Here is a 14,757-nt window from a genome sequence, read left to right as displayed (position 1 = left end):
CGTGGTGAGGAACGTCAGTACGTCAGGCGTCGGTGGCTCCGGGGGTGTGTGGGGGGCCTAGACATTATCCGTCCCGCACCCGTGCGACAACCGTGATCGCAGCGTCGATCGGTACCACCTGGCTCAACCGCTCAACCCACAGTTGCGGTCGTCAACCCCATCGTGCGAGGCGCGAGCTCCGTCTGGAGTACGAGCGCCGCGCCGCCGACCGCTGCGGCATCCGACACGTCGGTGGAGAGACGAACTCGTATGCCGTGCTGCATGCGCACGAAGAAGTCCGATTCCAAGCGGCGTGAGATGGCTCGTGCGTAAGTCGGGCCGGCCACAGCGAATGCGGGCCCGGCTAACGACACGGAGTCGAGATCGAACAGGTTGGCGAGCGTGAGCACTCCAGATGCGAGGTGTTCGGCCGACTCCTCGATGAGGGCTGCAGCACCGGAATCCCCCCGCGCTGCCAACGTAGCGATCAAGCGGAAGTCGACGAAGTCATCCGTGCCGGACAGTCCCAACCGCTCCGCCTCTCCGCTTGCCTGCGCCCGGCGTACCACAGCTCCAGGGTCCGCAAGCTCTTCGAGATACGCCTGCTCGCCTTCCGGTCCGGTCACGCACACCTGGCCGAGCTCTCCGGCATTTGAGCTGGAGCCGCGGAAGACGATTCCGTCGATGAGCACTCCCGCGCCTATGCCCGTTCCCATGTACACCGTGGCGTGCGCCGTGGCGTCGTCGAGCTTGCCGCTCCAGAAGTCTCCGATCGCAGCGGCGGTGGCGTCGTTGTCGAGAATGACGGGCAAATCCACCGCATCAGAGAGCATCGAGCGAATTGGCACGTTGAGCCACGCCTGAAGATGGGGTGAGTGGAGGATCATGCCGCGCCCGATGTCGAGGGGCCCAGGCGCCACGACTCCGACTCCGACCACCGAGTCCTTGGCTATGCCCAGGCCATGGAGTGTGCGATCAACCTCGGCCGCGAGCCGCTGCACCATCTCGTTCGGTTCTGTGGATCCGATGCCCGTCGTCCGGGTTCTTCCCACAATGGCGCCGGCCAGATTGATCACTACGTACGTGATCGACTCGCGGCCGAGTTGTACACCGACGGCGAAACGCGCGTCGGGGTTCACATCGAGCATGACTGGGGGCTTGCCCCCTGTCGACTCACCCCTGCCGGTCTCTACGACGAGTCCCTCGCTCAGCAGCTGCCGCACGACCGTGGACATGGTTGCTTGCGTCAGACCTGTCGTCTCGGCGAGTTCGACCCGGCTGATCGGACCGAGCGTGCGAATGAGGTCGAGCACCAGTCCTCTGCTGGTTCCGCCCGCGAGCGCGATGCGCTGTCTGGCCACCCGCTCCTCCTTGGACTGATCTTGCCATGAACTCTAACTTGACAGGCTTTATAAAGTGGCCTAAGAAAGACCGTATCGCAACGAAGCGCATCTTCGTTTCGGCCGCGGTGACCTGCTCTGCACCGCATTCCTCCCGGTCAACGAAAGGACAAGGATGTCTCCACGCAGCACACGACGCCGGTTCGGCGTCGCGATAGTCGCGGTCGCCGCCGCGGCAACGATGGCCCTGGCGGGCTGTTCCGCCAACAACGGCTCCGGCGGCTCGTCCGGCACCAGCACGATCACGATGTTCACGGGTCAGGTCGGCAACTTCACGGAGAACTTCAACCCGCTGAACAACACGGGCGCCTTTCTACCGCAGACGAACGGTGCCATCTACGAGCCGCTCTTCTACTACAACAAGGCGCGTGCAGGTAAGCCGGTGCCACTGCTCGGAACGTCGTACAGCTGGAACAGTGACGGCACGCAGCTCACGGTCAAGGTCCGCCAGGGCGTGAAGTGGTCGAACGGCAAGCCGGAGAGCGCTGACGACGTCGTGTACTCCCTCAACCTCATCTCGAACAACCCGGCGCTCAACACTTCCGGCGTCAAGTGGGTTGCCAAGAAGACCGCCGATGACACGGTCGTCATCACCTTCCCGTCCACGGCCTTCACGCTCGAACCGCAGATCCTGGGCAACGAGCCGATCGTGCCGCAGAGCATCTGGTCGAAGATCTCCGACCCGACGAAGGTGACCAACACCAGCCCGGTCGGCACCGGCCCGTACATGCTGAAGACCTTCACGCCGCAGAGCTATGTGCTCGAGAGAAACCCGAAGTACTGGGGCACGGGTGCAGATGCGCCCAAGGTGGACGAGGTGCGCACCATCTCGTTGGCCAACGCTGATGCGGCGACCTCCGCCCTCGAAGCCGGACAGACCGACTATATGGGCGCCTTCCTACCGACGCTGAAGAGCATCATGTCCAAGCACAAGGGCCTCAGCTATTCGAACTCGCCTCAGGCGACCACCGCGCTCTTCACCTGCGAGAACGCGTCGCTCGGCTGCACGGGACCGCAGACCGATGTCGCCGTGCGGCAGGCGATGTATTACGCGATGGACCGTACGCAGCTCGACAAGCAGGCCGCCGCCGGGTTCAGTGCGCCGGCATCCCCGTCGCTTTTGCTGAACACCGTAAACAAGTCGCAGATCACCAAGTCCGACTATCTCGAAGTGCCGCAGACAGCGAATATCGCCAAGGCCAAGGGCTTGCTGGAAGCGGCCGGCTGGAAGCTCGGCTCGAACGGCTACTACGCGAAGGACGGCCAGGAGCTCGACCTGTCGATCAACGTGGTCTCGGGCTGGACCGACTACGACACGATCTGCCAGTTGCTGCAGGGCCAGTTCAAGGCGGCGGGCATCAAGCTCAGTGTCAACCAGATGGCGCAGAACGCGTGGACTCAGTCGGAGTCGACGGGCAAGTTCCAGATCTCGATGAACTCGGTCAACATGGGCGTCTCGTCCGACCCGTACTTCCAATACAACAACTACTTGTCCAGCTCGGCGACCGCCCCGGTCGGGCAGCCCGCGGCGTCGACGAACACGTCGCGCTACTCCAACCCCTCCGTCGACGCGGCGATCAAGCAGCTCGCCACCACGAACCAAGAGTCGGTGAAGCAGGCGGCATACAAGACGATCCAGGATCAGATCGTCAAGGACATGCCGTACGTGCCGGTGTACGTGAACTCCGCCCTCGCCGAGTACAACAACTCGCGCGCCACGGGCTGGCCGTCGCAGAGCAACCAGTACGCGTTCCCGCTTCCGTGGGGCGGCAACTGGGGCATGGGCATCGTGCTCAAGACAATCCGACCGGTGAAGTAGCCGCAACGCGATAAGGGGCCGTGACTCGGGCGGATGCCTGCCAAGCATCCGCCCGACTCACGACCGCGCAGAAAGCAGACTTCAGATGCGGTTCTACCTTCAGAAGATCGCGTTCTACGTCGTCGCCCTATGGGCCGCGGTGACGCTGAACTTCCTGATTCCTCGCATGATGCCGGGCAACCCGGTCGACATCATGATCGCCAAGATGGGTGCGGCCGGCCAGCCGGTCACTCCTGGCACCAGGCACGCCCTCGAGGTCGAACTCGGCGGTGGCAGCGGGAGCCTGCTGCAGCAGTACGGCGACTACATCGTGAACCTGCTGCACGGCGACCTCGGCATCTCGCTCACCAACTACCCGGAGAAGGTCACGACGGTGATCGGCCAGGCGCTGCCCTGGACCATCGCGCTCGTCGGGCTGGCCACGCTCATCTCGTTCATCGTGGGAATCGGCCTCGGCATGCTCGCCGGCTGGAAGCGCGGATCGTGGCTCGACAACCTCATCCCGGTGACCACGATGTTCCAAGCCGTTCCATACTTCTGGCTCGCGCTCATCCTGGTTCTGGTGCTCACCCGAGTCGTGCCGCTCTTTCCTTACGCAGGCGGCTACAACGTGGCCACCACGACGCCGGGCTTCAGCCTCGACTTCGTCGGCAGCGCCGTCTACTACGGCTTCCTGCCCGCTCTGACCATTGTCATCTCCTCGATCGGCGGATGGATGCTCGGCATGCGCAACATGATGGTCTCCACGCTCTCCGAGGACTACATCGTCACAGCGGAGGCGAAGGGCCTGAACCCCAGGCGGGTGCGCATGACGTACGCGGCCCGGAATGCGGTGCTGCCCTCGCTCTCCGGATTCGCGATCTCACTCGGATTCGTGGTCGCCGGGTCGATTGTGACCGAGCAGGTCTTCAGCTACCCGGGCATCGGCCAACTGCTTTTCAGTTCGGTCGCGAACGACGACTATGCGCTCATGCAGGGCGTATTCCTCGTGATCTCACTCTCGGTGCTCGCCGCGAACCTCGTGGTCGACGTGCTGTACGGACTCATCGACCCGCGCACACGCGCTCGCTCATAGGAGGTGACTCATGGCATCCACAGTCGCAACGACCGACGTCGCACCGGCGGCGATCGGCGCCCGGCGCAGCATCGCCAGGCTGCTGCCCTCGCGCTCGCCGAAGCTCATCGTCGGCCTGATCATCGCCGGCGTCATCATTCTCTGGGGCGTCGTCGGCCCGCTTCTGGTCGGTGACCCCAACGCGATCAGCACCAATGCCTTCGCGCCGCCCGGACCCGACCACTGGCTCGGTACCACCCAAACCGGACAGGATGTCTGGACGCAGATCGCGTACGGCACCCGTGGCTCGCTTGTGATCGGCGTCGTCGTCGGTGTGCTCGCCACCGTTCTGTCCGCGTTCTTCGGCATCCTCGGCGCATATATCGGCGGGGCCGTTGACGAGGGCTTCGCGCTGTTCACCAACGTGATTCTCGTCATCCCCGGTCTGCCGCTCGTCATCGTGATCGGCAACTACGTTCCGCAGAACCAGCGCGGCCTCTTCCTCATCGCCATCGTTCTGGCGATCACCAGCTGGGCGGGATCGGCTCGCGTTCTCAGAGCCGTCACGCTCTCACTCCGCAATCGGGACTACGTCGCTGCTTCGAGGGTTTCGGGAGAAAAGACGTGGCGCGTGCTCGTCGTGGAGATTCTGCCGAACCTCATCCCGGTGATGGCGTCGCAGTTCGTGTTCGCCATCATCTTCGCGATCCTCGGCGAGGCGGGCCTGTCGTTCCTGGGGCTGGGTGCGAACAACTCGTTCACGCTAGGCACCATTCTGTTCCAGGCCTACAACGATCTCGCACTCACGCAGGGCGCCTGGTGGTGGTTCGTCCCGCCGGGTCTCGTGATCGCCCTCTTCGGTTGCGCGCTCTCGCTGATCAACTTCTCGATCGACGAGATCATCAACCCGAAGCTGCGCAACCAGACCAGAGCGGCCCGCAAGGCGTGGGGGCTCAGCGCCTCCCAGATCAAGCGTCTCGAGCAGGAGGACATCAAGTGAGCCAGGCCACGACCATCCGTCCGCCCCGTAACGTGACCGACCCGGTGCTCACGATCGACGACTTCAGCGTCGACTACCTGGGCGCTCGCACCACGCATGCGGTGAAGAACGTCTCGCTCACACTGGGCCGCGGCGAGGTGCTCGGGCTCGCCGGCGAGTCCGGCTGTGGCAAGTCGACGCTCGCCTATGGCGTCACGCGGCTGCTGAAGCCGCCGGCGCTCATCACTTCGGGGTCCGCCACTTTCCACTCCCGTGAGGGGTACTCGGTAGACCTGGCTACGTTGGGCGGCGCGGATTTGCGCGCATTCCGCTGGGACAAGATCTCGATGGTGTTCCAGGGTGCGATGAACTCGCTCAATCCGGTCATCAGTGTGCAGGATCAGCTCGAAGACATCTTCACCGCGCATCGTCCGGAGATGAAGAAGAAGGAGCGCGTGCAACTCTGCGGTGACCTGCTGGAGCGCGTGGGCGTCGGCCGCGATCGTTTGAAGTCGTACGCGCACGAGCTCTCCGGCGGAATGCGGCAGCGGGTGATGATCGCGATGGCCATGGCGCTCAATCCACAGGTCATGATCATGGACGAGCCCACCACGGCGCTCGACGTGGTGGTGCAGCGAGAGATCCTCAACGAGATCACCCGGTTGCGGTCCGAACTCGGATTCGCAGTCATCTTCATCACCCACGACCTGCCGTTGCTGCTGGAGATCAGTGACCGGATCGCCGTCATGAAGGCGGGCGAGATTGTCGAGCTGAACGACGCGTACGACCTTTACACGAAGCCCCAACACGCATACACCAAACAGTTGCTCGCCTCGTTCCCGAGCCTCACCGGTGAGCGCGGCGACTTCATCCGCACGGGGGTTCGTGACGCACGTCTGGACCCGGACGCGGTTCCCGAGGCGAATTCGACTTCTCTGCCCGCTTCCGTCGAAACCGAAGGAGCCCACTGATGACGACCCTCGAGTTCCGCAATGTCTTCAAGCGATATCGAGTGCGCGGCGGATGGCGCTCGAAGGAGCTTGTCGCCGTGAACGACGTGAGTTTCGCGCTGGAGTCCGGTAAGACCGTGGCCTTGGTCGGGCAGTCCGGAAGCGGCAAGTCGACGATCGCAAAGCTGCTACTGCAGCTGGAACATCCGAGCGAGGGGCAAATCCTGCTCGACGGCAATGCGATCAGCCGGCGCGGTCGAGGTCTTCGCGATTATCGACACGAGGTGCAGATGGTTTTCCAAGACCCGTTCGCGTCGCTCAACCCCTACCACTCCGTTGCCCATCACCTTGCCCGGCCGCTCAAGCTGCATGGAAGAGGTAGTAGCAAGGCGGAGATCGACGTCGAAGTTGCCCGGCTACTGGAGCGCGTGCGCTTGACCCCTACCGACGAGTTCGCGGCGAAGCATCCGCACGAGCTCTCCGGCGGTCAAAGGCAGCGCGTCGCGATAGCCCGAGCGCTTGCTCCACAGCCCAGCATGCTGATCGCCGACGAGCCCGTGTCGATGCTCGACGTGTCGATCCGCCTTGGCGTGCTCAACCTGCTCGCCGCGCTCCAGCGTGAAGAGAACCTCGGCGTGTTGTACATCACTCACGACCTTGCGACGGCCAGGCATTTTTCCGATGAGATTCTCGTGATGTACCGCGGTGAGATCGTCGAGCGGGGGCCCGCTGACGATGTCATCCTCAACCCGCAGCACGAGTACACCAAGCTTCTGGCGGCCGCCGCTCCAAACCCTGAGCTCAGGCTCAAGCAACTCGCCGGCGCGTAGACAACGCGCGGCGCAGGTCTCGGACGCGGCCGTTCTCCGATGCCGGACGAGCCGCGTCCGAGTCATGCGGGCACGGGTACCAGGATCACGAAACAGAAAGATCACGATGCCGTTCTTCCCCAGCACATTCACATCGATCCACGACGGCTGGACCCTCAGCGCGGTGCAAGGACCGACGCCCGACGGTCTGCATCTCGCAGATGTGGAAGCCGTCGTGCCTGGCGTGGTGCACACAGACCTCCTGCGGGCCGGCCTCATCGCCGACCCATTCGACGGCGACAACGAAGCGGAGCAGCAATGGATCGGCAGCACGGTCTGGCGCTACTCGACGACATTCCGGTGGGTCGATGACGGCCAGACGCGTCATGATCTGGTCGCGTTCGGGCTAGACACGGTCGCCACCATCGAACTGAACGGCAGGCTCGTCGGGCGCACCGAGAACCAGCACCGTAGCTACCGGTTCGACGTTCGCGAACTGCTCAAGCAGGGCGCGAACCTGCTGACTGTGACGTTCGCTGCACCTGTAACGGAGGCGGAGCGGCGCGACGCCGAGTACGGAGTGTGGCCGCATGTGAACCATCATCCGTTCAACCAGCTGCGCAAGTCCGCCTCGAACTTCGGCTGGGACTGGGGAATCGACGTGGCGACAAGCGGCATCTGGAAGCCCATCGGCATCGATTCCTGGTCCGGGGCACGCATCGCATCAGTGCGTCCACTCGTCGACGTCGACGCCGCTGAGGGCGTGGCTACGGTGCATGTCGACATTGAGCGAGATGAGAACACGCACGATGCGGTCCGCCTCGATGTGCGTGTGGGCGGCGTGCGGGCCGAAGCGACGATCGCCGCCGGAGCGGGGCGGGCATCCGTCGTGCTGCGGGTGCCGGATGTGAAGCTGTGGTGGCCGATCGGTCACGGCGATCAGCCGTTATACGACGTCGACGTGTCGCTGCACGGCACCCCGGCTTCGTGGCACGGAAGGATCGGCTTCCGCACGGTGGTGGTAGATACCTCGCCCGATGAGGCCGGAAACAAGTTTGTGGTGCGTGTGAACGGTGAGACGGTGTTGATCCGGGGTGTCAACTGGATCCCGGATCACGCGTTCATCACCGAGATGAACCGCGACCGCTATGCCCGGCGCCTCAAAGACGCTGTCGACGCCAACGTCAATCTCCTTCGCGTATGGGGTGGCGGAATCTACGAATCGGACGACTTCTACGAACTCGCCGACGAGCATGGCCTCCTGGTGTGGCAGGACTTCCTATTCGCCTGCGCCGCCTACTCCGAAGAGGAATGGCTGGCGAAGGAGGTGGAGGCCGAGGCGCGTGAGCAGATCACCCGACTGTCGCAGCATCCGTCACTGGCGATCTGGAACGGCAACAACGAGAACCTCTGGGGTTACGTGGAATGGGGTTGGCGCCCTGTGCTGGCAGGCCGCGCGTGGGGCGACGGCTACTATCGCGGCCTCTTGCCACGGCTGCTGGCCGAGCTCGATCCGACCAGGCCGTACTCGCCGGCAAGCCCGTTCTCGTTCGTCGACTATGCGCACCCTAACGACGAACGCAACGGCACCATGCACATCTGGGATGTCTGGAACGAGCGCGATTACGTCGCATACCGTGACCACCGCCCACGGTTCGTCAGCGAGTTCGGGTACCAGGGGCCGCCCGCGTGGAGCACCCTGAGTCGCGTCGTGCACGACATACCCATGGAGCCTTACGGGCATGACATGCTCGTGCACCAGAAGGCCGACCACGGGAATCTCAAGCTCGAGCTGGGGATGGCGGCGCACCTGCCGAAGCCGGGCACTGTCGAGGACTGGCATTGGGCGACGCAGCTGAACCAGGCGCACGCCGTCCGGTTCGGAATCGAGCACCTCCGGTCGCTCACGCCGTTCAACACCGGCACCATCTTGTGGCAGTTGAATGACGACTGGCCGGTGGTCTCCTGGGCCGCAGTGGACTTCGACGAGCACCGTAAGCCGCTCTGGTTCGCTATGCGTGACGCGTATGCACCGCGCCTGGCGACCATACAGCCCGTCTTCGTCGAGCCCAGGCCCGGCGAGAGCGCACCATCGGAAGACGGCGCCAGCATCGCCCTCGTGCTCGTGAACGATACGTCGGATGCCGTCTCCGCATTCGCGCGGGTCATGCGGGTGGCATTCGACGGCACCGTGCTGGCGGAGCGACAGATTCCCGTCCACGTCCCGCCCCGTTCCGCCGCCGATTTCCCGTTGCCCTCAGACGTCGCAACCCTTGGCGACCCCGCCGGCGAGATCGTCGTGGCCGACATCGAAGGGTTCGCGAGGGCTGTCTGGAACGGCGCGGAGGTCATCGACCAACGCCTTGATCCCACAGCGGCGGAGGCAAGGGCGGCGCAGTCGGAGAGCGGATACCGCGTGGTGGTCACCGCGCGTTCTTATCTACGCGACGTCTTTCTCGCCGTCGACCGGGTTGACGCACGTGCGACGGTCGACCGAGGCCTGGTGACACTGCTCGCGGGTGAGTCGACGACCTTCCACATCAAGAGCGACGCGGTCGTGGATCCTGAACGATTCACGGATGGTCTCGTATTGAGGTCGGCGAACGACCTCCTGCCCCATTGACGCGGCCGGTAGAGAACCGGCGGCCTGCGGAGATACTTGTCCAATGAACGCATCCCATGATGTGCCGCCCGCCATCGGCATGGCGTTCGTACGCTCGCCCGCAGGAGTGGACACGTTCTACAGCGAGGTCATCTCCGGCATGGAGGACGTGCTGCACCCGCGCGGCATGCGCGTCTTGATGCAGACGGTGCCGACTCTGGATGAGGAGATTGCGGCCTATAGGCGCTGGGCGGCGTCCAGTGCCGTAGCAGGAGTTGTGGTCACCGACCTGACCGTGAACGATTCTCGCGGCGCGCTGCTCACAGAACTCGGATTGCCGCACGTGACGCTCGGTGAGCCCATGGACGCGGCGGGTGGCGCCGTCGTGCGCGTCGACAACTACACCACGACGGTCCACGCAGTGCAGGAACTCGCGGCGCTCGGACACCACTCGATCGGACGGGTCTGCGGACCCGAGAGGCTCGCGCACACGCAAGCTCGCAGTGCAGCGTTCGCGGACGCCATGGCTGCATCTGGCGGAACCCTCCGCACCGTCGTAGGTGACTATTCGCGATGGAGCGGCGCCGCGGGCATCCTTGAGCTGCTCGACCGTGCTGACCCTCCGACCGCCGTCGTGTTCGACAACGACCTGATGGCCGTCGCTGGCCTGGAGGCGGTGTTAGAGCGAGGGCTCTCTGTGCCTGACGACCTGTCGATTTTGGCGTGGGACGACTCGACCGTGTGCCGAATGACGTTGCCGCCCCTCTCGGCCATGAGTCACGACGTGCGAGAGCTTGGTGCGCTTGCGGCGGAGGCGTTGCTCACGGTCGTCGATGGGGGACAACCCCAGGATCTCACTGCTCCGCTCCCTGTATTCGTGCAGCGCGGGTCCACCGCCTCGCCTCGTGCACGGGCGGGGGAGGTGGTACAGGTGGAGTCGGGGCCAGCTCGCGCCTAGCCGGCCCCGACCGTTCCCCCTATCTCGCCCGCGTATCCTTGTCTCATCATGAACGGCGTATGGGCAGGCATCATCTGGGCACTCGCGCCGACCGTTCTCGTCGGGCTCGTGTTCTGGGCGGTGATGCGCGCCGTTGTGCGTGCCGACCGCAGCGAACGCAAGGCGTACGCGAAGATCGAGGCACAGGAGCGCGCTCGCCGCCGGTTGCCCCACTAGACGCACGGGGTCGCCGGCGTCAGGCATCCGCTCCGGCGTTCCGCGTCACATGCGGGGCACGTGCATGGGGGAATGGCATGGATAGCGGCACCCTGACCTGGATCATCATCGTCATCGCGCTGGTCGTCGACTTCGCGTTCCGCATCGTGGCGATCATCGTGGTTCCACGCAATCGACGACCCACATCGGCGACGGCCTGGCTGCTCGCCGTCTTCTTCATCCCTTACATCGGATGGCTGTTCTTCCTGTTGATCGGCAGCTACAAGCTCCCGAAGCAGCGGAGGCTGCGCCAGCAGCAGATCAACGAGTTCATCCTTCAGTCCACAGACGGCATCGAACGGCTGCGCCGCGACCATCCCTGGCCGCCATGGCTCGAGTCGGTCGTGCACCTGAACCGCAGCCTCGGCTCCATGCCGCTGGTCGGCGGCAATTCGGCGTCGCTCATCGGCCACTACAACGCGTCATTGGATGCCATGACCGACGCGATCAACTCCGCGACCCGTTACGCGCACGTCGAGTTCTACATCCTTACGTGGGACGACACGACCGGTCCGTTCTTCGATGCGCTCGAGGCCGCCGTGCGGCGAGGCGTGACCGTACGTGTGCTGCTCGACCACGTGGCATCCCTTCGCACCCCGCAGTACCGGCGCACGATCAAGCGGCTCACCGAGATGGGCGCCCAGTGGCAGCTCATGCTGCCGGTGCAGCCGCTCAAGGGCAAGTACCAACGGCCCGACCTTCGTAACCACCGGAAGCTGGTGGTGATCGACGGTCGCATCGGCTTCATGGGCTCGCAGAACGTGATCGACCGTACCTACAACAAGCGGAGCAACATCAGGCGGGGGCTGAAGTGGCAAGAGCTGGTGGCTCGCCTCGAGGGTCCGATCGTCGCGGGGCTCAACGCCATCTTCATCACCGATTGGTACTCGGAGACGGGTGAGCTGCTGGCGCGTGAGCGCGACCCGATCGAGGCCGTGCGCACCGAGGAGGAGCTCGACTGCCAGTTGGTGCCAAGCGGTCCCGGGTTCGACAACGAGAACAACCTCAAGCTGTTCCTCGCCCTGCTCTACTACGCCACCGAGCAGATCATCATCACATCTCCGTACTTCGTGCCGGACGAGGCGATGCTGACCGCACTCACCACTGCCGTGCAGCGGGGCATCCGGGTCGAGTTGTTCGTGTCCGAGATCGGAGACCAGGTGCTCGTCTATCACGCACAGCGCTCGTACTACGAGCAGCTGCTGCGGGCGGGCGTGACGATCTGGATGTACAAGGCGCCATACATCCTGCACGCCAAGCACTTCACGATCGATGACGAGGTGGCGGTGATCGGCTCCAGCAACATGGACATGCGCTCGTTCATGCTCAACGCCGAGATCTCGCTCATGGTGCGGGGCAGGTCATTCGTGGCGGACCTCCGCAGGGTGGAGCAGGGCTACCGGGATGCCAGCACCAAGCTGACCCTCGAGGAGTGGATGCGCCAGCCTCTTCGATCGACCGTGCTCGACAACCTTGCGAGGCTGACCTCCGCCCTGCAGTGAGCGAGCCGCATGTGGACAACCGCCCGGCGTGACAGGCCGTTGTGGAATTCCGTCGTCCCGGACCCACCCCTTCGATACGCTGGCGACGCGACCACGAGGAGGTCCTGATGAGCAACGAGAATCCGGCCGGGCAGACGGCAGCGCCGTGGGGCGACCCGGCGTCCGTTGGCGAGGGGCGTCCTGTGACAGGTTCGACGGGCAAGCGCGCCAGTGTGCTGGGGGCGTGGGGTGCTCGCATCGTTCTCATCGTGGTCGCCGCGTGCGCGCTCGTCTCGGTGGCGTTCATCCTCTTCGGCGCTGGTGGCGACACACTGGGGCGCGTCGTCACGACCGATGTCGCGCTCGTCGTGTTCGCCCTGCTCGTCTGGCTCGACACGGTCATCGGCGCATATCGGCCAGAGTGGTTCGAGTTCGCGTCGCTGGCAACGGATGCCTACCTGCTGCTCCTCTGGATCGTCACCATCTGGACAGAGAACGGCTCAGGCCCGTTCGTTCTGTGGGCCGACATCTGGCGGGGCATCCTGTGTCTCATCTTCGTGCGCGGCATGCTCGCGCTCGCCGACCTCGTGCGGCTGCTGTATTCGCGGTGGGTCACGACGGTGACCCGCGTGCTGGCCTTCGTCTCGGCCGGCGCGTTCGGGGTGATCGCGGTCATGGTCACCATTCCGGCGCCCAATCCGTTCAGCCACCTGTGGGACTACGACTTCTACGGCCGCATCGTCGCATCGCTTGCCGTCATCGCGGGCGTCGCACTCGTCCTGATCCCACTCTGGGGCCTGCTCATCAACCGGAGCCACCGTACGCAGCGCACCGCGGGCTACGGTGCGGGCGGGGCCTACCCCGGTGCGTCCTTCGGCGGAAACCAGTACGGCAGTGGGAATTCCGGCACTGGCTATCCCGGCTCGGGTTACCCGGCCGCGGGCTACCCGGCCGGCGCAGCCCAGCCGGGGTACGCCCCGCCCGTTCCGTCCGTGCCGCCGGCTCCTGGGGCGCAGCAGGGGCTGCCGCCCGTTGCGAGCGCCCCCGGCGCGCAGCAGGGTGCGTCGCCCGCTGCATCCCACCCCCCGCTCACGTGGCCGCGCCTCGCCAACGGTGCGCCCGTTCCCGCCGACCAGACAGGAGCGCCGGACTTCCGAGCCGTCGGCGGCGCGCCCCTTGCGTGGCCCACGTTCCTCGACGGAACGCCGGTGCCAACCGGGCCCGACGGAAGTCCGCTGTACCGCTGAGCGCGGCCGCGAGACGATCCGAGAGCTACTGCCGGGGCTTCAACCGCACGCTCGGCATGACGGGCGCGGGTAGCGGGGGACCGGGGTAACCGGAGACGGTCCCGAAGCGGCCCGAGGCATCCTCGCCCTCGATCACTTCGTGCTGCCACTGCTCCCGAGAGGTCACCACCTCTTCGTGCGAACGGCCGATGAAGTTCCACCACATCACGATCTGCTCTCCGAGCGGCTCGCCCCCCAGTAACAGGATGCGCGCCCCGCCCACGCTCGACAGCCGCAACCGCGCACGTCCGGTGGGCACGTAGGCGAGGTGGCGGTGCGGCACCTCCACGCCCTCCACGGACACGTCGCCCAGATCGAGCAGGATTCCGTGCTCGAACTCGCGCCGCACGTCGAGCACCAACTCTGCACCGGCATCCAGGTCGAGCTGGGCGCCGAGCAGCGGACTGAAGACGGTCGCCCGGGAGGATGCCCCGGCGAGTTCCCCGATGAACACGCGGGCGACGGCGTCGCCGATGCGAACGGGCGCCGGCACCGTGCACTCGAAGAAGGGGGCCTGGCCGCGCCAAGCATCCGGAAGCGCCAGCCACAGCTGCGCACCGTGCAGCACCGTCGTACCCGGCGTCGAGTCCTCGGAGTGGCTGATGCCGTGCCCCGCGGTCATCAGGTTGAGCTCGCCAGGGCGCACCAGGGCGTGCGACCCGACGCTGTCGCGATGCTCGATCTCACCCTGGAACAGCCAGCTCACGGTCTGCAGGCCGGTGTGCGGGTGCGGAGGCACGCGCATCCCACCCGTGACCGACACGTCGTCCGGACCGTAGTGATCGAGAAAGCACCAGCCGCCGATCGTCGACCTCGAGCGTTGCGGAAGAGTGCGATGCACGGGCATGGCACGCGGGCCGCCGAGGGGAACGTCGCGGGGTTCGAGCAGCACGACGCCGTCGCTCGTGCTCGTGCTCGTGCTCGGATTGCCGCGCGCGGCCCTGCCTTCTGCTTCGCCACTGGCTGTCGCGATGTCGGTGGCGGTGGCGGTGTCGCTGGCGGCTGCGGCTGCCGCGCTGGTCTCGACGGCGGTGTCGAGGACGGTGGTGAGCTCGGTCGCCGGCGTGCCGGACGGGACCGTCACGAGCTCGGCGGGTTCCCGCTCCAGGTTGCTCATGTGCGGCATCCTACGTTCGCATCGCCGCGCCCGCGCTTCGGGCCATGGTGCCCATTAGCTGTCTAAAG

12 protein-coding genes are annotated in these 14,757 nt (G+C 65.3%); 10 read left to right on the top strand and 2 right to left on the bottom strand.

The window, feature by feature from the left end; genetic code table 11:
• Positions 1-131: 131 nt before the first annotated feature.
• A complete protein-coding gene (locus tag ACO2Q7_RS08190; RefSeq protein WP_423355111.1) occupies positions 132-1,340 on the bottom strand; it encodes an ROK family transcriptional regulator in 1,209 nt (402 codons plus the stop codon).
• A gap of 154 nt (positions 1,341-1,494) precedes the next feature.
• Between ACO2Q7_RS08190 and ACO2Q7_RS08185 the strand changes: the two genes are divergently transcribed.
• The 10 genes from ACO2Q7_RS08185 to ACO2Q7_RS08140 all read left to right on the top strand — a co-directional run bounded on the left by ACO2Q7_RS08185 (position 1,495) and on the right by ACO2Q7_RS08140 (position 13,533).
• Complete coding sequence (locus tag ACO2Q7_RS08185) at positions 1,495-3,198, top strand: ABC transporter substrate-binding protein (RefSeq protein WP_423355110.1); 1,704 nt, start codon at positions 1,495-1,497, stop codon at positions 3,196-3,198.
• Positions 3,199-3,283: 85 nt separating this feature from the next.
• A complete protein-coding gene (locus tag ACO2Q7_RS08180; RefSeq protein WP_423355109.1) occupies positions 3,284-4,273 on the top strand; it encodes an ABC transporter permease in 990 nt (329 codons plus the stop codon).
• A gap of 10 nt (positions 4,274-4,283) precedes the next feature.
• Complete coding sequence (locus ACO2Q7_RS08175) at positions 4,284-5,252, top strand: ABC transporter permease (protein ID WP_423355108.1); 969 nt, start codon at positions 4,284-4,286, stop codon at positions 5,250-5,252.
• Positions 5,253-5,284: 32 nt separating this feature from the next.
• Positions 5,285-6,202, top strand: a complete 918-nt coding sequence (locus ACO2Q7_RS08170; RefSeq protein WP_423355992.1) for an ABC transporter ATP-binding protein — start codon at positions 5,285-5,287, stop codon at positions 6,200-6,202.
• A complete protein-coding gene (locus tag ACO2Q7_RS08165; RefSeq protein WP_423355107.1) occupies positions 6,202-7,011 on the top strand; it encodes an ABC transporter ATP-binding protein in 810 nt (269 codons plus the stop codon). The genes ACO2Q7_RS08170 and ACO2Q7_RS08165 overlap by 1 nt, the downstream gene beginning before the upstream one ends.
• A gap of 106 nt (positions 7,012-7,117) precedes the next feature.
• Entirely contained in the window at positions 7,118-9,613 is a 2,496-nt protein-coding gene (locus ACO2Q7_RS08160) for a glycoside hydrolase family 2 protein (protein ID WP_423355106.1), read from the top strand.
• Between the two features lie 43 nt (positions 9,614-9,656).
• The gene (locus ACO2Q7_RS08155) at positions 9,657-10,550 is read left to right on the top strand and encodes a LacI family DNA-binding transcriptional regulator (RefSeq protein ID WP_423355105.1); all 894 of its coding nucleotides are present in this window, start codon (positions 9,657-9,659) and stop codon (positions 10,548-10,550) included.
• Positions 10,551-10,598: 48 nt separating this feature from the next.
• Positions 10,599-10,766: a hypothetical protein gene (locus ACO2Q7_RS08150; RefSeq protein ID WP_423355104.1), complete on the top strand. Its 168-nt coding sequence runs from the start codon at positions 10,599-10,601 to the stop codon at positions 10,764-10,766.
• A gap of 77 nt (positions 10,767-10,843) precedes the next feature.
• Entirely contained in the window at positions 10,844-12,307 is a 1,464-nt protein-coding gene (cls, locus tag ACO2Q7_RS08145) for a cardiolipin synthase (protein ID WP_423355103.1), read from the top strand.
• 107 nt (positions 12,308-12,414) lie between these two features.
• Positions 12,415-13,533: a hypothetical protein gene (locus ACO2Q7_RS08140; RefSeq protein WP_423355102.1), complete on the top strand. Its 1,119-nt coding sequence runs from the start codon at positions 12,415-12,417 to the stop codon at positions 13,531-13,533.
• A 25-nt stretch (positions 13,534-13,558) separates the two neighbouring features.
• On the opposite strand, the gene ACO2Q7_RS08135 is transcribed toward ACO2Q7_RS08140, so the two are convergent.
• Entirely contained in the window at positions 13,559-14,689 is a 1,131-nt protein-coding gene (locus ACO2Q7_RS08135; RefSeq protein ID WP_423355101.1) for a pirin family protein, read from the bottom strand.
• Positions 14,690-14,757 lie beyond the last annotated feature (68 nt).

Origin of the sequence: Rathayibacter sp. KR2-224 (genome assembly GCF_049446075.1) — a bacterium.
Taxonomy (GTDB): Bacteria; Actinomycetota; Actinomycetes; order Actinomycetales; family Microbacteriaceae; genus Humibacter.
This window is presented reverse-complemented; position numbering and strand designations above follow the sequence as displayed.